Raw genomic sequence first — 17,270 nt, forward strand, 5'->3', positions numbered from 1 at the left:
ATGGGAATCAATCAAGTAATCGGACAACACATGTTCATCGGTATTCAAGGTCATTCACTGACTGCTGATGAAAAGAAATTTATCGTTGAAAAAAACATTGGCGGCATCTGCCTGTTTGGCAGAAACGTGGCTGATCCAAAACAAGTTCACGACCTCTGCGCGGAAATTCAATCTCTTAGACACAAACAAGCCGACAAGGCTCCGTTGTTCATCGGAATTGACATGGAAGGCGGCCGTGTTCATCGCCTGAAACCTCCGTTCACCGTTTGGCCGGCTCTTAGAAAGTTGGGCGATCTGGATGCTCCGACGGTTTCATTTCATTTTGCCAACCGCATGGGACAGGAGCTTCGCTCCGTAGGAATCAATCTGGATTTTGCCCCTTCCGTTGACGTATTCACCAACGATGCCAACAAAGTGATTGGCGACAGATCCATCAGCTCCGATCCTGAGATGGTGGCTAAACATGCCTCCGCCTTGGTGCGTGGTTATATCAAAGCCGATATCATCACTTGCGCAAAACACTTTCCTGGTCACGGGAATACTTTGCTGGACAGCCACGAAGATCTTCCTGTTGAGAACCTGGATAAGGCACGCTTGGAAAGCTGTGAGTTGATTCCATTCAAGAAAGCCTTCAAGTCCCGCGTCGATATGGTGATGACTTCGCATATTAAGTTTCCAAATATCGATCCTGAATGGCCTGTCACTCTTTCAGAAATTTTCGTTAAGAAAATGATCAAAGAAGAGCTGCGTTACCGCGGACTTGTGATCACAGATGATCTGGGCATGAAGGCGATGTCAGCACACTATGATATCGAGGAGATTCCTGTTCGCGCTCTTCAAGCGGGTTGTGATTTACTTTTGTACTGCAACGAATTTGATGTCCCACCGATTGCTGTTGAAGCATTGCTTGGAGCTGTGGCTCAAGGCTCTTTGAATCAGTCCCAGTTGGAAGAAAATCATAAGCGTATTCTTGAGTTGAAGAAAGCCAAGCTTGCCAACCCAGATCCACTTCCAATGGAAGAGGTGATCAAGATCGTTGGGCACGCTGAGCACCTAAAGATCGCGTCAGCTATTAACAACGGCACGACTCCGGATGGGTTACTGCCAGAGTAACAGTCATGTAAAAAGTTCCCACCCCTGGGGTCCAAGCTGCAGCCTGCGGCGCCTGGGGTTGGCCTGGGAATTGATAATGCTCCTCTAGGTTGGCAGAGGAGTTTTTATGAAATTCGATCCAAAAAACGAAAATTTTGAGTCCGAAAGACAGCTCGATTTATTCACGTCGGGTACTGCAGGATTGGATTTCATTCCGGATTTTAAAATCCCGGCTCCCCGCCCGCCAGAATCAAATAAATCCCCACGTTTTATGTCCATGTCCGTGGCCATGCATATAGCTGCAGCCGTGGCCATGGCAGTATTAAGCGTGCCGTTGGCCAACGAACTTAAAACTGAAACTATCACTATTGAACTGGAAGAGCCGGTCATTCACCAGGCAACCAAGGGTGCCGATGTGGAGCCCACTCAAGGCGGTTCACCTGCAAAACTTGAAACTGCATTGCCAGAAAAGATTCCTGGCAAGTTACCGGTAAAAGAGGCCGCTTCTGCTCCAGCCATGCCTGTTCAGAATGAATCCGCAGCCAAAGCTGTTGTGGCAGCGCCAGTTGCAATAGATGAAACATTACCTGAGCCAGTTGATGATCTATTCCCTGCTGAAGTCAGCAAACCAGCTCCAGTAGCTGCTGCAGCCGCCAAAGCGGTCCCTGCGAAAACAACATTCAAAGCGGCTCCGATGACTATTGACGATATCAACTCCCCAGAACTTGATGCCGCTGAAATCGCCGATCAAAAATCAGAAGCAAACATCGACGAGGACCTTAATAAGGATTTCGACGACATCGACAACAAATCCGCAAGCAAGCTTGCCAAAGAAGAAGCTGAAATGAGCGCCATGGCTCATGCACTGAAATCCAATCATGATAGTGATATGCAATCACTGGAAGATCAAAACAGCGCACAAGCCGCAGCTCTTGCAGAGTCACAAAAGAATCTTCGCAACAGAAACGCCAAGGCTGTTGCCTCCGCCATGGCTTCTGAGAAAGCGGCTGCTCAAGCTGCTCAGGCAGCTGCCGCTGCTGCTGCCGCAAACTCTGCTAAAGAAGGAAACGGACTTGGTGGCAACGGTGGCGGTAAAGGTGAAAAAGCCGGAGCCGGCGCTGGTAATAACGGATTGGATAAAGCCGGCGAAGAAATCGCTGGTGCACCAACAGGCGTAAGAAGTCTGGATCAACTAAAGCAAATGCCGGGAAATAAAAGACCACAGTACAGTGAAGACGAACGCCTTCAAGGTCATCAGGGTAAAGTCAGCTTTGAAGCTTACATCACAAAAGATGGCGTCCCTGTTCAATTCAAAATGAAGCAGTCCACTGGATATAGAAATCTGGATAAGAAAACTTTGGCAGCCCTTAAATCCTGGAGATTCTATCCAGGACAAGAAGGCTGGGTGGAAATGCCATTCTCTTGGGATCTTAAAGGTGGCGTTCAAGAAGTGAAAGGCCGCCTAAGAACAGCCGTTGGCCAGCTTTAAGCCAGTCACAATCAGCACAAACGCAAAAAGCCTTTGGTGAACCCAAAGGCTTTTTACTTTTTCAAAGCACGAGGCTAATTAGTCTTTGAAAAGAGTTTTAGCAGACTTAGTTGTACCTTTAGTACGGATAGCCGCTTTACGTTTTTTACCGCTAGTAGTTTTTTTCTTTTCGCGAATGTATTCAGTTTTTTTAGTTTTAGAAGCCACGGTTTACCCCCGGAATATTTATTAAAACTCCGGCCGTGCCGAAGTGCGCTATTACCCGTCAAAGCCGGGATAGGCTAGACAGAACGAGTTAACTATCAAAAGGGAATAATCAAGTCAATCGAATGCCTGTAATCTGACGATTTTTGTGTATTCCCGTAATAAGCGTAGTTTAATCGGAACCGGGGTCCACTGAACCCCGCCCCTACCGAAGCACGCGGCTGGGACTCGTCAAAATCATCGGAAAAGCCGAATCTGAAGACTGTAAAGCGATTTAAGAAGGTTTCAAGCCCCAAACCAATGAATCCCTCGGAATCGGCATCGGCTCTAAAGCGGGCGAAACTTCTATAAATATAGTTAAATCCCGCCCCCACTTTGGTTTTTTTGCGGATCTCTTCCGGAACGTTGGAAGGAGGCCCAAACAGGTTATATCCGACCAAACCCAAGCCAATACTGTCCACTGGAGTATAAAGAAGGCCCAGGTCCGCGTTATAGGAAGTGAACGAGGATGCCGGCAAACTTTGCTCCAAATAATGAACACTCAAACCCACTGTCCATTTATTCAAAAACATTTCTGCCATCGTGATGGCAATATCATGTTCCTTCAGCTCTCCAAGATTTTCGATCTCAGTGGTCTTTTGCACGTACGCACCTGCAGCAGGAATGGTGCTCTCTTTTGTGTTATCACTCAAAAAAGCTGCGAATTCATCTTGCGCAAATGACGTGTAAATAAATCTTCCGCCCAAATGAGCCATGGTTGCGGGATTCAGGAAACTTGCATCTCCTGGCTCCACAGCCGCACGTCCAGTTCCGCCAGCTGCTACTGACGCCGAAGAATTATACACTTGGGCTACTGCTTGTATCGAGCTAAGATAAAGCAGAAGAAAAACAGAAAGTTTTTTTACTAAGCTCAAAGGATGGAGCATGAATCAACACCTCGCACGCATCATATGCACTGTCATTTTAGTCGTCACATACTATCAATCAGTTCACGCCAACGCCAACAACTTTACTGCGAAACAGATAAGATCCGGAGACAATCTGATAAGCATTCTGCGCAATAATGGCTTCACCTCACGTGAACGCGAATCTGTCCTGGCTTCAGATGTGGGATTGCGCCGACTGTTTCTCACTCTGGATACCAAGTATTTAGTTCGTAAAACCTCAGGAGAGATCGAACTGCGCATGTTCGACTCCCAGACATCTGACGCATTTCGCATTCTTAAAAAGAACGGCAAAGTTCAAGCCGGTCAGTACAATCCAAAATTTAAAACCAATGTTTTGCGCATTGATGGAAAAGTTCACGGCTCCATCCTGGGATCAATTCTTCCGAAATTAAATAGCAACTGGGTTGCAACCCGCTTTATGGACGCCTATGCATTCGACCTGAAATCATTCCGGGGTTTGCGCCGAGGCGCCCCTTTCTGGTTCACAGTTGAAAAGAAGTATGAAGAGGGTCAGTTTGTAAAATACGGAGAGATTCTACAGGCTTCGCTGGAGATTGACGGCGAACAAGTTCATAAGAAGTTCGTGAAATCCAAGTACGGCGGAGTGTTCTTTAACGATCAGGACCTGCAGGAAAAGCGCGCCTTCTATGCCCCTGTGAACTACATTAAAATCGCCAGCAGGTTTCAACCAAACAGACTGCACCCCATCACCAAAAGAAAAACTCCACATCTTGGAGTTGATTTCGAATTACCGATTGGTGAACCGGTTTTGGCGGCAAGAAAAGGCATCGTGGTTCGCTATGGTCACAATCGAGCGGCGGGAAATTACATAGTTCTGCGCCACGCCCACGGAATTGAGTCAGCTTATAATCATCTTTATAAAATTGATCGTCGCATAAAACAGGGATTGCAACTGGCGCCAGGAGATAAAATTGGTGAAGTCGGATGCACCGGCTACTGCACTCGGGCACATCTTCATTTTGCGATCAAACTGAACGGCAGAATGGTGGATCCGTTAAAGTATATCAAGCCGTACCCGAAGAACATGCATCAGGTACTGGCTTCACAAGTGGCTCAGAATTAATTCTTAAGACAGATCGTTGCGTAGTTGGCGCAACGTTTTGTTGGAATGACTTGATTTGGATAAGCAGCTGATACACTGCCGATCAGTGGATTGTAGCAGGAAGCTGCGGAATTATACTCCACACCTTGTGCCACGTTATTCACAGTGTTTTCCACATAGCATGAAGGCACTGTCGCCTTAGGAACCATGCAACCATTCGTCACATTCACATCCCATTGATCTGCACGGAAATGACGACGAACCACTTCAAGTTCATAGCGAAGAGTCGCATTAACCGCGATTTCCGCCGCCGTGTGCGCCGGACAAGAAGCAGCGTCACGAGCCAGATAGATTTTATATCTGCGGTTGCAATTCCAAGAAGCCGAAATCACATTTCCTGTATTCAAATCCACTTCCTGCAACACATGCAAAACATTCAATGGCGAAAAGCCGTTTGCAATATTCAGAGGCTGCCCGAAGGACATGCGGTAACCACGACCATATGCAGACGCTTTGTTGGTTGACCCGGAAGAAACAACCGAGCCCACATTCGTAGTGCTGTTCAGGTAAGTCATCGTCAACTGACCTGCAGACTGCAGGATATCGCGCAAACTTTGAGAAATACTTTGATCTGAGTTGAACTTCAAATTCGCTTCAAGTGTGCGGGAGTTCGTGGAGTATGGATAGTAGCGAACCATCTGACCACGATTGCTTAGCAAGGACTCCATGATATAGGAAGATGAAAGCACATCTGCCATCGGAACCACATCGGTATTCAACGTCAAAGAACCACTTGCAGAATAAACGCTCGTTAAATTCGCACGATCACGCACTGCCATGGTCGGCATAACATTAATATTCGCCGGAGAATCTCCCAGATACTCTGCGAACTGCGCCTTGGTTACTGAGGTTGCGGGATAAACAGGAGAGAAATTTGATTCCACATAGGTATAGTAACTGTCCTGAACCTTCATGCCCATGGATTGGTAGGCACCTGCTCTGATCGCATAGTAAGCGTTGCTTGTAGCCAAATTTGATTCTGCGCAAGAGTTATAGGAAATCTGGTCAAATCCACCATCAAAGGCAAAGGGAACTGAAGAAACTTTCGATGCCGTTTGCGAACCGTATTTTGAGGTGAGCGCCGCGTCCAAGCTGCCATAATCACCCGTTTCATCCAAAGACGAATCGAAACCGGCCTTTCCGCAGTTTTGAAAGGAAACAACAAGCGCGAATGAGGCAGCTATGACACCGGCGACTTTCACCGTTGTTTGCTTGTTTGGCATTTTCATGGAAAATTCCCCCGTACTTCAACGATAACACGATGCTGGGTACATATCTGACAAAAAACAGGTTGGAAGCCCATTCGCAGCATATTTCGTTATGACTTGTATTAGAATGAAACGTTTGCGATTTTAAGAGCATGTCTAAAGTAAAAAAAGCCATAATTCCAGCCGCAGGTCTAGGTACCCGATTTCTTCCGGCAACCAAAACTGTTCCAAAAGAAATGCTTACTATCGTTGATGCTCCGATCATTCTTTATGTTGTCGAGGAAGCCATCAAAGCAGGCATTGAAGATATCGTATTGATTGCGGGTCGCGGAAAACACTCCATCGAAGATTTCTTCGATATGTCATACGAGCTTGAAGATAAATTGGAACGCGATGGAAAGTCCAAACTCCTTGAGCGTGTCACCAAAGCGCGTGACTCCGCAAATATCATCAGCATCAGACAAAAACACGCATTGGGTCTGGGCCACGCCGTTCACTGCGGCCTGCCTATCGTTGGCAAGGAACCTTTTGCAGTCCTTTTGGGTGACGAGATCACTATGGAAGCCAATGGGGAGCCCAACGTAACTTCACAGTTGGTGCGATCCTTTGAAGAAACCGGCACTTCCACAATTTCGGTCATGAAAGTTTCTGAAAAAGATGTTTCAAAGTACGGTATCGCCGAAGTCGAGGAGAAATCCCCAGGATTCTTCAAGGTGACTTCTCTGGTTGAAAAACCAAAACCAACTGAAACGAAAAGCCGCTGGGCTCTGCCTGGTCGCTACGTATTTGATAACTCCATCATGGATCTTCTAAGCAATGCGCAGCCTTCGCTGAATGGTGAAATCCAATTAACCGACAGCATGAAGCTGCTGTGCCAGCAAAAAGGTCTTAATGCGATGACTTTTACTGCCGATCGCTACGATGCTGGTGATAAGCTGGGATATCTGCAGGCCAATATTGAGCTTGCGCTTAAAAACCCGGAACTGAGTGCGGATTTAAAGTCCTACATCCTGGATTTGGCAAAAATTCTTAAGTAGCTGGAGAGTTGTATGAAAAAAGTTTTACTTGCGAGTCTGATTGGTGTGCTGGCTCCCGCTTTGGGGTCCGCTTTCATCCTTCCAACCAGAACGATTCTGCAAAAAACTTCTGATAATGCAGGCAGTGGTATTTACGCTGTTGAACAGGAAGTGCAGTTTGCAAACGGCGACGACACTATTCTGGTTCGTGAAACCTGGTTGATCGATAATGATCGCACAATGCGCCTGACTGTAACTGGAACCAAGGAGTTGCAGGGTAATTTCCGCATGCAATTTCTTTATGCTGGCGGACAGCGCTGGACGGTTTTGAACGGCAACAGAAAAAGCGACAAAACTCCTGACGATTTTCTGGAAAAGTATTTGAATTTCAGAAACCCGGAAATCTTCGCAAACACTCTGGCTTCAATGAAAATCATTCCGGCCGGCGCCTATTCCAAACGTTTGACTGCAAAAAAAGGCGACGACATCAAGTACGATGCGGAAAGCTGGGTGCGCTACTCCCGCACTGGTGGCGCCGTAAATTACGCCTTTGGAACACCAACACCTGAAGACGACAAGAACAATTATCCGGGTCTGTGGATCGAACAGGATCAGTTTGTGGTTCGCAAAGTTCGCCTGCCTAGCCAGGTGGAAATGACTGCGGATAACTACAATCAGTTCGCCAAGGGTCTGCATTATCCTCGCACCCGCACGATTCGCTGGGGTAATAATACAGCAACGATCCGCCTGATCAGTGCTTCGGCTCGTCCTGCAACGGCTGCTTCACAATTCCAGCCAAACTCGCTGGACATGAATACAAAACTGGATGGCCTTGATAAACTTTCAGCAAAAGACGCCGTGATTGAATTCTATTCGAGGTTTAGATGAGTGAAGCTTCTCTCTGGAGAGTGGCAGTTGATGCCCCTCTTCCAGAAGCTTTAACATACAGTTCATCAGAGCCTCTCGTTCGCGGTCAATTGGTCAATGTTCCACTCGGAAAAAGAAAAACCAAAGGCCTCATACTCGGACCTACAACTGAAGTCCCTGAATTTAAAATAAAAGCGATTGATTCCATTGATGATGAGTATGCACCGCTCCCCGACGCATTTGTAAAATGGTTGGAGTGGCTGGGTTCCTATTATCTGCATCCTGTCGGACAAGTCGTTCAGTCTGCCTTTCCTCCCCTGAAGAAAACAGACAAACAGCGCGCCAGCAAACGAGCGCCGGTGATTCCACAGCTGGAAAGCGACAAGCTTCCAGACCTGACACCGGAACAAAAAACAAGTATTGATGCCATCGCCCAACACCAGGGATTTTCAACACACCTACTATTCGGTGTGACAGGGTCCGGAAAAACGGAAGTCTATCTGCGCCTGCTGGATAAAGCCCTTAAAGAGGGCAAACGCGGATTGGTGCTGGTTCCAGAGATTTCACTGACGCCTCAGCTGATCCAAAGGTTTGCACGACGCTTTGGCGACAAGATCGCAGCCTTGCATTCGCAACTGACCGATCGCGAACGCACCAACCAGTGGTGGGATGTGGTTGAGGGACGAAAATCAATTTTGATTGGCGCCCGCTCCGCCTTGTTCTGCCCGGTTCCTGACTTGGGACTTATTATTGTCGATGAGGAGCATGAGCCTTCCTACAAGCAGGATGAAAAACTGAAATACAATGGCAGAGATGCCGCCGTCATGATGGGTAAAATCATGAACTGCCCGGTGGTTCTGGGTTCTGCCACCCCAAGCCTTGAAACCTGGAAAAATGCACAGGAAGGCCGTTACCATCTGCATCCACTGAAGAACCGCGTGGCCAACCGCTCTCTTCCGGAAATTGAAGTCATTGATTTAAGAAAGCAAAAGGCGGACGACGATCATCAAAAACTGATGGTCGAAAAATACTCTCACCTTCCATATTGGATGAGCCCGCAACTTTTCGAACGCATGCGCGAAACGGCAGAACGTGGCGATCAAAGCGCCTTGTTTTTAAATCGTCGCGGCATTGCTCAAATGGTCGTATGCCCGGCATGCGGTCACACACGCGAATGTCCTAACTGTGATATCTCGCTCACCTTGCACGCTGGCTCGCACTTGGTATGTCACTACTGCGATTATCACGAGCAAATGAAAAAAAGATGCCCCGATTGCAAAGAGGGCGAGCTTGAAGCCATTGGACTTGGCACTGAACTATTGGAAACCGATCTTACAAGACTGTTCCCGGGAAAAGTTATTGCTCGAGCTGATCGAGATGAAATTCAAAGTCGCGCGGATCTGGAAGACCTGATTGCCAGAATGGAGAGCGGTGAGATCGATATTCTGGTGGGAACACAAATGATCGCCAAGGGATTGGACTTTCCGAAGCTTAAGCTTGTGGGCTTGGTGCTGGCCGATGTTGGCTTCAACCTTCCGGATTTTCGCGCAACCGAACGAAGCTTTCAGTTGATGACTCAAATGAGTGGCCGAAGCGGTCGTCACGTCAAAGAAGGCGAAAGCCCCGGCTTGGTTATCATTCAGACTTTCAACACTGAACATGACAGCCTGGTGTTCGCACGCAATCATGACTTTGAAGGTTTTGCCACTCACGAACTGAACGTTCGCGAAGCTTTGAATTATCCACCTTGCGGAAAGCTTGTGAGCTTCCGTATTCAAGGAACCAAATTGAATGCCGTCGAAGAGACCGCTCGACTTTTAGCCAGACGTGCTCACAGCCTAAAGGCCCAAGTTGAGAAATATAAAGCAGTCGAAGTACTGGGGCCAGCTGAGGCCGCACTTGCAAAACTACGAGGACAATTCCGATATCATCTCCTCGTAAAATCGCCGCAAGGCTCTTTAACGAATCCATTCTCCAGACAGCTCCTTGGTGACCAGGAATGGGTCCCGTCGGGAGTTAAAATTATCATCGACATTGATCCAATGAATTTGCTTTAAATCAGTTCTGCGATCTACACTTATAGAAGTGCGCACAGTGGTCGCACAAGGACTGATATGATTCAATGCCCGCGCTGCGGAATACAAGTAACTGAGCTTCACCCTATCGAGGGCGATCTTGCTGCGAAATTGCAGCAAGCAGGCGAAGCCAATCTACCACCGGAAGTGTGTGCAGGATGTATTTCTGATTTGCGCAGAACGGCTGTCACAAGTAGTGGCGGCGTATTGATGGCACAAGAGCGGGCTCGCGAACAGCATCGCATGACACTTTGGAAAAGCCGCGTGCAGCTAATCAAGCAAGCACGCAATTCCATGGGTCAGAAAATGTATGCCGAAGCCGCAATCTCTTACGAAAAATATCTGAAAATTCTGGATATCGTGTTTGAGGTTAAAAAAGGCGATAAGTTGCGCCCTGAAGCCTTCAAAGAAAGCGCTCGCCATACAGAGCTTACAGTGGTTGCTTCCGTTTACTGGGATCTGATGCGCATTTATGACACTCACGATCGCTATCATGAGCGCATGCAGAATTCTGCAAAGCAATTGGCGATGTTTGTGCAATTCACACCGATTTATCCGGATATCATTAAAAAGGCCGAGTCATTTGTTCGCACTGCCAAAAATCCGAATATTGTTAAAAACTTCCTGAAGCTTGCCGACAAAGAGCGTCCACGCTGTTTTATTGCAACTTCCGCGTTCGGTCCTCAGGCTTACGAAGTTCAAACACTGCGTGGTTTCCGAGATGAAACTTTGAAAGAATCGTTCCTCGGTCGTAAGTTTATTTACTTTTACTACAGAATTTCCCCTTCTATAGCGTGCTCACTCGATAAGCACTCCTGGCTCAAACCCGCTGTCAGAGCCGTACTGCGCACATTGATTAAATGCGTTAGCCGATAATTCTAAAGCCTTCCTTCTTGCAAAGGCCCAGCCTTGTGGTGGAAGGTATTTACATGGCTCATATTTTTGATTACGCAATTATCGGTAGTGGTTTGACAGGTCTTAGTATCGCAGCAGCTTTAAGCCGCGAAACCAAGAACATCGTTTTGCTTGAAGGTTTGGATAATTCCGCCGGCTCAAACAAACAAATTAATTTCCCAACAGGCCCTATCAACAACGGCATCCGCTTTGTTCCTGATTCTGTTTCCTCGGAAAAAGCTTTGGGCTTTTTGGAAAATCTATTGGATCAAAAGGTGATTGCAGATGTTTCTGAAGAAGCACCTGTCACTTACGATTCTGGAAACTTCAAAACCTTCCTCGGTTTCGGCGAAAATCCGCCAGCATTCTGGGAAGAGCTTTCCTATTTTACTTCAAGCAAACGCATTGATCTGCAGCTGCAACCATTCCAATGGGCACAGATGCTGATGGAGCAATTCAAAGGCGATTTCGCCCCACGCTCCTATGTGACAAAATTCCACCAGGAAGGCGATCGAGTTACATCCGTGACTGTCAACGGCTCGAAAACGATTCATGCTCACAACTTTATCTTCGCCGGCACAGTTCGCGATCTTTCTATTTTGCTTCCTGAGGACGCGATCTCCGCGCGTGCACGCTCCAAACTGGGTAAAAACAATTATTGGACGGCACTGTGCCTTGATATCTGCCACAGCAAAGCTGTGACTGAATCAACGGCAGTTCATGTTCTTAACGGCACAACTCAGGATGAGATCGGCCCTTGCGCCGGTCGCTTTATGCCAGCCGTTGAGGTTGATGGCAGCCAACTGCAGGCTTCCCAATGGATCACCTTCATTGAAACCGAAATGACTGACGATAGCGAAGTTGTGGGAATGGCATTGAAAAAAATCAAACGCCAAATCAAACGCGCTTATCCAGAAGCTTTGGACGACATCAAGCTTGAGCGAATTTTTGTGGCTCCGTACATCGCCGGCAATGGCGACCTTAAGTTGAGTGCAAATCAAACGATCCCAAGCCTTGAGAATCTTTGGGTGGCCTCTTCCACTTTGAACGATCAAAAGAACCTTGTAGGGTCTCTTTTGCAGGCAGAAATGATAATTGCTTCCCTCGGCTTCAAAGTTGAGAAAACCGCAGTCTCCGAGGCTCCGGCCGAGGACTTTGCTGAAGCAAGCATGTAAGTTATTGAAATTACATATATTTGATTGACGCCGTCGCAGAAATGCTGCGGCGTTTCTTTTTGCAGCTTTTCATTCGAGAAACTCTGCTACCAGACTGAGCAAAAGATCCTTGCTCTTCCATGCCACGCTATGATATCCCGTGAGTCCAACAATAACACACTCTAGAGCACAACCTGGTCCCCGAGTACTGAAAAAGGGGTCTTCCGGCGAAACAAAAAAAGCTGGCTCTGCACTAGAGGAGGATTAACCAGAAAGGACGTACTACCATGGCACAAGTTACCATGAAAGAAATGCTAGACGCTGGAGTTCACTTCGGACACCAAACACAGCGTTGGAACCCAAAAATGAAACCTTACGTTTACACAGCTCGCGGCGGTATCCATATTATCGACCTGCAAAAAACTGTTGTTCGTGCGAACAAAGCTGCTGAATACGTAAAAGAAATCGCTGCTAACGGTGGTCGCATGATCTTCGTTGGTACTAAAAAACAAGCTATCGAGCCTGTTCAAGAAGCAGCAGCAAAATGCGGTCAATACTACGTTACTAAACGTTGGTTGGGCGGCATGATGACTAACTTCGAAACGATCAAATCTTCTATCGATCGTCTTCGTAAAGTTGATGCTATGAAAGAAAAAGGCGAATTCAACTACCTTACTAAAAAAGAGCGCGCAAAAATCGAAAAAGAATACCTTCGTTTGTCTGAGTTCTTGAACGGTATCCGCGACATGAAAGAAATGCCTTCTGTAATGTTCGTAGTAGACCTTCCAAAAGAACACATCGCAGTTGCTGAAGCTAAACGCTTGGGTATGACTGTTGTTGGTATCGCTGATACAAACTCTGATCCAGATTCTATCGACTACCCAATTCCAGGGAACGACGATGCAATCCGTTCTATCAAATTGTTCACTAACCTAGTTGCTGACGCTTACATCGAAGGCGCTAAAACTTGGGAACAAAAAATCCGCACAATGACAGATAAACAATCTGACGTTGCTAAGGAAGCTAAAGGTGACGAGGCAGCTCCTAAACGTCGTGCTCCTGCTGCTAAAGCTGGCGCGAAAGAAGCTCCTAAAAAAGCTGCTGGTCCAGCAGTTGTTAAAGCCAACAAAGGTCGCAAACTTGTTGCTGCTGGTACAGCAGAAGAAGTTGAGATCCAAGCTGAGCTTGAAAACAAAGACGAATCAGCTGAGTAGTCTCAGACTGGTCTCTGAAGAAAGGGTGGCTTGACCACCCTTCTCTTTGCGTGTCCGCCATAGCTTCAGCGACGGCGGATTCCCACTCTCCGGTTTCACCAGAGAGTTTTTGATAAAGATCTTTATTACTGTTCTTATTATAAGGAGTCTTCCTAATGTCTATTTCAGCTACTCTTGTTAAAGAGCTAAGAGAAAAAACTAACGCAGGTATGATGGATTGCAAAAAGGCGCTTGAAGCGACTTCTGGCGATTTCGATGCTGCTGTTGAATGGTTGCGCGTTAAAGGTCTTGGCGCTGCAGCTAAAAAAGCTGACCGTATTGCTGCTGAAGGTGCGGTATTCGCACTACTTAACGGCACAACTGGTCTTGTTATGGAAATCAACTCTGAAACTGACTTCGTTGCTCGCAATGACGGTTTCAAAGCTTTGGCAGCCGACGTTGCTGAGCACATGTTCAAAACTGAACTTGCTGCGGACGTTTTGACTCAAGCTTTCTCTAAAGATTCTTCTAAAAAATTGGGCGACCTTTTCACAGAAGCTACTGCAACTATCGGTGAGAAAATCGTTCTTCGCCGTCAAGAGAAGTACACTGCTGCTGCGAACACTTTGGTTCACACGTACGTTCACGGTGAAGGCAAAATCGGTGTTATGATTGAAGTTGCTGTTTCTAAACCAGAAGCTGTAACTAACCCAGCATTGAAAACATTCGCACAAGACGTTGCTTTGCACATCGCTGCGATGAACCCAATGGCTATTTCTTCTGAGCAAATCCCTGCGGACGTTGTTTCTAAAGAAAAAGAAATCCTAACTGCTAAAAACCTAGAGTCTGGCAAAAAACCTGAAATGATCGAAAAAATCGTTGAAGGTCAAATCCGCAAGTTCTTGGCTGAGAACTGCTTGATGGACCAAGCTTTCGTTAAAAATCCGGACTTGAAAGTTTCTGATTTGGCGAAAAACGTTGGTAAAGAAGTTGGAGCAGACGTTACAGTTAAGCGTTTCGTACGTTTCGAATTGGGCGCTGGTATCGAAAAGAAATCCAACGACTTCGCAGCTGAAGTTGCAGCTCAAATGAAAGGACACTAATTTGAAAGCGCCTATCTATAAGCGTATTTTGCTAAAGTTAAGTGGTGAGGCTCTTGCTGGAAAGCAAGGAACTGGTATCAACACTGCGACAATCACACAGATTGCGCATGACGTAGCAGAGGCTTACAAGGCAGGCGTTCAAATTGGTCTCGTCATCGGTGGCGGTAACATCTATCGTGGTGTTGCCGCTTCTGCTGAAGGCATGGATCGCGCAAGTGCAGACTACATGGGTATGCTTGCGACTTGTATCAATGCCCTGGCTTTGCAAGATGCTCTTGAAAAAGCCGGTGTTCCAACCCGTGTACAAACAGCCATCGAAATGGCTGAAATCGCAGAGCCTTATATCCGCCGCAGAGCTATTCGCCATTTGGAGAAAAATCGCTTGGTGATCTTCGGTGCCGGTACCGGAAACCCTTATTTCACAACAGATACAGCCGCTTCTCTTCGCGCGATGGAAATCGATGCTGAAGTGATCATGAAGGCGACTAAAGTTGACGGTATCTACGATAAAGACCCTGTGAAACATGCTGATGCGAAGAAATTCGAAAAGATCAGCTACATCGAAGTACTGAATCGCGGTCTCCAAGTTATGGACTCAACTGCGATCTCTATGTGCATGGATAACAAACTACCGATTATTACTTTTGACCTTTCAGTTCCAGGGAATATCCTTAAAGCTGTTCAAGGTGAAAACATCGGCACCCTGGTTCACTAGGGTCCAACTAAGGAGTCTCAACATGGCAATTGCTGACATCAAAAAGACTGCTCAAGCACAAATGGACAAATCCATTCTTGCTTTGGGTGAAGAGCTTAAAAAAATCCGTACAGGCCGCGCTCAAGTTTCAATGCTTGATGGCGTTCGCGTAAACTACTACGGCAATCCTTCTCCACTATCACAAGTCGCTTCCGTATCTACTCCAGATGCGAAATCTTTCCTTATCGCGCCTTGGGAAGTATCTATCCTTAAAGACATCGAACAAGCGATCATTAAATCTGAATTGGGCATGGCTCCAATGAATGACGGCAAAGTGATTCGTTTGAAAGTCCCTGACGTAACTGAAGAACGCCGTAAAGACCTTGCAAAACAAGTTAAGAAAATCGCTGAAGAAGCACGCGTAGCTGTTCGTATGGCTCGTCGTGATGCAAATGAAGCTATCAAAAAAATGAAAGCTGACAAAAAAGCACCTCTAAGCGAAGACGAAGCTAAAAAAGGTGAAGCAGACATTCAAAAAGTGACAGACGATATGATCAAAAAAGTGGATCAAATCGCTGACGAAAAAGAAAAGTCAATTTTGACTATCTAAGGTTTGGGAGCCCGGTGACTCTACCTAAGCATATTGCAATCATTATGGATGGTAACGGTCGTTGGGCTCAGCTCAAGCGAAAGCCACGTACTTTTGGTCATATCAAAGGTACGCGTGTGGCTAAAAAAATCATCACAGCATGCTCCCGCAAAGGTATCAAAAACCTTACCCTATACGCATTCTCTACTGAAAATTGGTTCCGCCCTCAGGCTGAAGTATCTTTCCTTATGAAAATCCTGCGCCGATATCTGGCAAAGGAAACAAGTAACTTGGTTAAGGAAAATATCCGCTTCTCCGTGATCGGTGATCTATCAAAAGTTCCTTCAGATGTTTTCAACGCAATCAAGCAAGCTCGCGAAGCTACAGCTCAATGCACAGGCCTGAACCTGGTCTTTGCCTTGAGTTATGGCTCTCGCCAGGAAATGACTTCAGCTGTCCGTGATATTGCACAGATGGTGGCTAAAGGCGAAATTAAACCTGATGAGATCGATGAGGCTTTGATTAGCACTTCGTTAAGCACGTATCCGACTCCAGATCCTGATTTGATTGTTAGAACTAGCGGCGAGCAAAGACTATCAAACTTCTTACTATGGCAGGCCGCTTATTCGGAATTCTACTTCACGGAAACTCTGTGGCCTAACTTCACAGAAGCTCATCTTGAGGAAGCCTTAAATGCTTTTTCCGTGAGACAACGCCGCTATGGCAAGGTCTCTACAAATGACAACTTGGAAAAGCTTTCTAACTAGAGCCGCCTCTGCCATCGTGGCATTGGCAATTATTTTTGCACTTTATTATTTCCTAAAAATTCAGGGACTTAAAATCATCATTGCCGTCGCGGTTGTTTTTAGTGCTTGGGAACTTCTGGGCATTCTGTTTAAGTCCGAAAATTCCTTCCTGCTAAAAGGTGCATTTTTCGCACTAACTTTGTTCGTCTTTTTCGTATCCACGATGGCTTTGAACTTGGGTGCTATCATCTTCGCACTTTCCATGATTGTTTTAACCATCATCAGCCTTTTGCAGCTGCACAAATCCGGCGATCTGCAACGCATGACCAAGTTTCAAGCCCACTCCGCTTTGGGATTGATGTACGTGGGTCTTTTGCCGTCATTCGCATATCGCTTGCTGGATCAGGAAGCCGGTCTTTCTTGGTTCATTTATTTGCTCGCAGTGGTATTTGCTGGCGACACGATGGCTTATTGCTTCGGTGTCTTGATCGGAAAACACAAAGTAATGCCTACCGTTTCCCCTAAGAAAACCTGGGAAGGGTCTTTCGGTGGTATCGTTGGTTCTGTTCTTGCGGGCTTCCTTTGCTGGAAGTTTTTGCTGGTGGATTACCCATGGTATTTCATTTTGGGACTTGCCGCTGTCTCAGGATTTGTCGGTCAATTCGGAGACTTCTTTGAGTCTTTGCTAAAAAGGGTTGCGGACGTAAAAGACTCCGGAAAAATCATGCCTGGCCACGGCGGGGTCTTGGATCGAATTGACGGTGTCCTATTCGCAAGTCCTGTAATTCTGCTTGGAGTTGTGATCCTATCTCATCTTTCGTCGTAAGAATAAAGTCGAGCACCTCGACATATATTTTGTAATTTAGTAGCTCCGGG

At 46.6% G+C, this 17,270-nt stretch carries 17 protein-coding genes; 14 read left to right on the forward strand and 3 right to left on the reverse strand.

The window, feature by feature from the left end; genetic code table 11:
• The gene (nagZ, locus tag ACLVWR_RS05820) at positions 1-1,113 is read left to right on the forward strand and encodes a beta-N-acetylhexosaminidase (RefSeq protein WP_413582935.1); all 1,113 of its coding nucleotides are present in this window, start codon (positions 1-3) and stop codon (positions 1,111-1,113) included.
• 106 nt (positions 1,114-1,219) lie between these two features.
• Complete coding sequence (locus ACLVWR_RS05825) at positions 1,220-2,581, forward strand: energy transducer TonB (RefSeq protein WP_413582936.1); 1,362 nt, start codon at positions 1,220-1,222, stop codon at positions 2,579-2,581.
• 78 nt (positions 2,582-2,659) lie between these two features.
• Here ACLVWR_RS05825 and ACLVWR_RS05830 read toward each other — a convergent pair whose 3' ends face one another.
• Together ACLVWR_RS05830 and ACLVWR_RS05835 are read right to left on the reverse strand one after the other, a co-directional pair.
• Entirely contained in the window at positions 2,660-2,788 is a 129-nt protein-coding gene (locus tag ACLVWR_RS05830) for a hypothetical protein (RefSeq protein ID WP_340598068.1), read from the reverse strand.
• Between the two features lie 95 nt (positions 2,789-2,883).
• Positions 2,884-3,630 (reverse strand): hypothetical protein, encoded by a 747-nt coding sequence (locus ACLVWR_RS05835; protein ID WP_413582937.1) that lies wholly within the window; start codon positions 3,628-3,630, stop codon positions 2,884-2,886.
• 79 nt (positions 3,631-3,709) lie between these two features.
• Here ACLVWR_RS05835 and ACLVWR_RS05840 point away from each other — a divergent pair, with 79 nt between their 5' ends.
• Entirely contained in the window at positions 3,710-4,816 is a 1,107-nt protein-coding gene (locus ACLVWR_RS05840) for a M23 family metallopeptidase (RefSeq protein WP_413582938.1), read from the forward strand.
• Here ACLVWR_RS05840 and ACLVWR_RS05845 read toward each other — a convergent pair.
• Entirely contained in the window at positions 4,813-6,084 is a 1,272-nt protein-coding gene (locus ACLVWR_RS05845; protein ID WP_413582939.1) for a hypothetical protein, read from the reverse strand. The two genes, ACLVWR_RS05840 and ACLVWR_RS05845, sit on opposite strands and share 4 nt — an antisense overlap.
• 131 nt (positions 6,085-6,215) lie before the next feature.
• Between ACLVWR_RS05845 and galU the strand changes: the two genes are divergently transcribed.
• The 11 genes from galU to ACLVWR_RS05900 all read left to right on the forward strand — a co-directional run bounded on the left by galU (position 6,216) and on the right by ACLVWR_RS05900 (position 17,220).
• Positions 6,216-7,100, forward strand: a complete 885-nt coding sequence (galU, locus tag ACLVWR_RS05850) for a UTP--glucose-1-phosphate uridylyltransferase GalU (RefSeq protein WP_413582940.1) — start codon at positions 6,216-6,218, stop codon at positions 7,098-7,100.
• Positions 7,101-7,112: 12 nt separating this feature from the next.
• Positions 7,113-7,967, forward strand: a complete 855-nt coding sequence (locus ACLVWR_RS05855; protein WP_413582941.1) for a hypothetical protein — start codon at positions 7,113-7,115, stop codon at positions 7,965-7,967.
• Positions 7,964-10,003, forward strand: coding sequence for a primosomal protein N' (gene priA, locus ACLVWR_RS05860; RefSeq protein ID WP_413582942.1), 2,040 nt, complete (start codon positions 7,964-7,966; stop codon positions 10,001-10,003). The genes ACLVWR_RS05855 and priA overlap by 4 nt, the downstream gene beginning before the upstream one ends.
• Before the next feature lie 57 nt (positions 10,004-10,060).
• Positions 10,061-10,897: a CFI-box-CTERM domain-containing protein gene (locus ACLVWR_RS05865; protein WP_413582943.1), complete on the forward strand. Its 837-nt coding sequence runs from the start codon at positions 10,061-10,063 to the stop codon at positions 10,895-10,897.
• A gap of 53 nt (positions 10,898-10,950) precedes the next feature.
• Positions 10,951-12,090 (forward strand): NAD(P)-binding protein, encoded by a 1,140-nt coding sequence (locus ACLVWR_RS05870; RefSeq protein WP_413582944.1) that lies wholly within the window; start codon positions 10,951-10,953, stop codon positions 12,088-12,090.
• Between the two features lie 266 nt (positions 12,091-12,356).
• Complete coding sequence (gene rpsB / locus ACLVWR_RS05875; protein WP_413582945.1) at positions 12,357-13,283, forward strand: 30S ribosomal protein S2; 927 nt, start codon at positions 12,357-12,359, stop codon at positions 13,281-13,283.
• Positions 13,284-13,438: 155 nt separating this feature from the next.
• The gene (gene tsf / locus ACLVWR_RS05880) at positions 13,439-14,365 is read left to right on the forward strand and encodes a translation elongation factor Ts (RefSeq protein ID WP_413582946.1); all 927 of its coding nucleotides are present in this window, start codon (positions 13,439-13,441) and stop codon (positions 14,363-14,365) included.
• A gap of 1 nt (position 14,366) precedes the next feature.
• Positions 14,367-15,080, forward strand: coding sequence for a UMP kinase (pyrH, locus tag ACLVWR_RS05885; RefSeq protein ID WP_413582947.1), 714 nt, complete (start codon positions 14,367-14,369; stop codon positions 15,078-15,080).
• 22 nt (positions 15,081-15,102) lie between these two features.
• Entirely contained in the window at positions 15,103-15,669 is a 567-nt protein-coding gene (gene frr, locus ACLVWR_RS05890) for a ribosome recycling factor (protein WP_340598080.1), read from the forward strand.
• Between the two features lie 14 nt (positions 15,670-15,683).
• Positions 15,684-16,415, forward strand: coding sequence for an isoprenyl transferase (locus ACLVWR_RS05895; RefSeq protein WP_413582948.1), 732 nt, complete (start codon positions 15,684-15,686; stop codon positions 16,413-16,415).
• A complete protein-coding gene (locus ACLVWR_RS05900; protein ID WP_413582949.1) occupies positions 16,387-17,220 on the forward strand; it encodes a phosphatidate cytidylyltransferase in 834 nt (277 codons plus the stop codon). Before ACLVWR_RS05895 ends, ACLVWR_RS05900 begins: the two co-directional genes overlap by 29 nt.
• The last annotated feature ends 50 nt before the right edge of the window (positions 17,221-17,270 follow it).

It is taken from the genome of Bdellovibrio sp. HCB288 (genome assembly GCF_047305935.1).
In the GTDB taxonomy this organism is placed as follows: domain Bacteria; phylum Bdellovibrionota; class Bdellovibrionia; order Bdellovibrionales; family Bdellovibrionaceae; genus Bdellovibrio.

What these genes read in the sequence shown, in the direction of transcription:
- nagZ (WP_413582935.1), top strand. Translation starts at nt 1, where the DNA reads ATGGGAATCAATCAAGTAATCGGACAACACATGTTCATCGGTATTCAA.
- ACLVWR_RS05825 (WP_413582936.1), top strand. Translation starts at nt 1,220, where the DNA reads ATGAAATTCGATCCAAAAAACGAAAATTTTGAGTCCGAAAGACAGCTC.
- ACLVWR_RS05840 (WP_413582938.1), top strand. Translation starts at nt 3,710, where the DNA reads ATGAATCAACACCTCGCACGCATCATATGCACTGTCATTTTAGTCGTC.
- ACLVWR_RS05845 (WP_413582939.1), bottom strand. Translation starts at nt 6,084, where the DNA reads ATGAAAATGCCAAACAAGCAAACAACGGTGAAAGTCGCCGGTGTCATA.
- galU (WP_413582940.1), top strand. Translation starts at nt 6,216, where the DNA reads ATGTCTAAAGTAAAAAAAGCCATAATTCCAGCCGCAGGTCTAGGTACC.
- ACLVWR_RS05855 (WP_413582941.1), top strand. Translation starts at nt 7,113, where the DNA reads ATGAAAAAAGTTTTACTTGCGAGTCTGATTGGTGTGCTGGCTCCCGCT.
- priA (WP_413582942.1), top strand. Translation starts at nt 7,964, where the DNA reads ATGAGTGAAGCTTCTCTCTGGAGAGTGGCAGTTGATGCCCCTCTTCCA.
- ACLVWR_RS05865 (WP_413582943.1), top strand. Translation starts at nt 10,061, where the DNA reads ATGATTCAATGCCCGCGCTGCGGAATACAAGTAACTGAGCTTCACCCT.
- ACLVWR_RS05870 (WP_413582944.1), top strand. Translation starts at nt 10,951, where the DNA reads ATGGCTCATATTTTTGATTACGCAATTATCGGTAGTGGTTTGACAGGT.
- rpsB (WP_413582945.1), top strand. Translation starts at nt 12,357, where the DNA reads ATGGCACAAGTTACCATGAAAGAAATGCTAGACGCTGGAGTTCACTTC.
- tsf (WP_413582946.1), top strand. Translation starts at nt 13,439, where the DNA reads ATGTCTATTTCAGCTACTCTTGTTAAAGAGCTAAGAGAAAAAACTAAC.
- frr (WP_340598080.1), top strand. Translation starts at nt 15,103, where the DNA reads ATGGCAATTGCTGACATCAAAAAGACTGCTCAAGCACAAATGGACAAA.
- ACLVWR_RS05900 (WP_413582949.1), top strand. Translation starts at nt 16,387, where the DNA reads ATGACAACTTGGAAAAGCTTTCTAACTAGAGCCGCCTCTGCCATCGTG.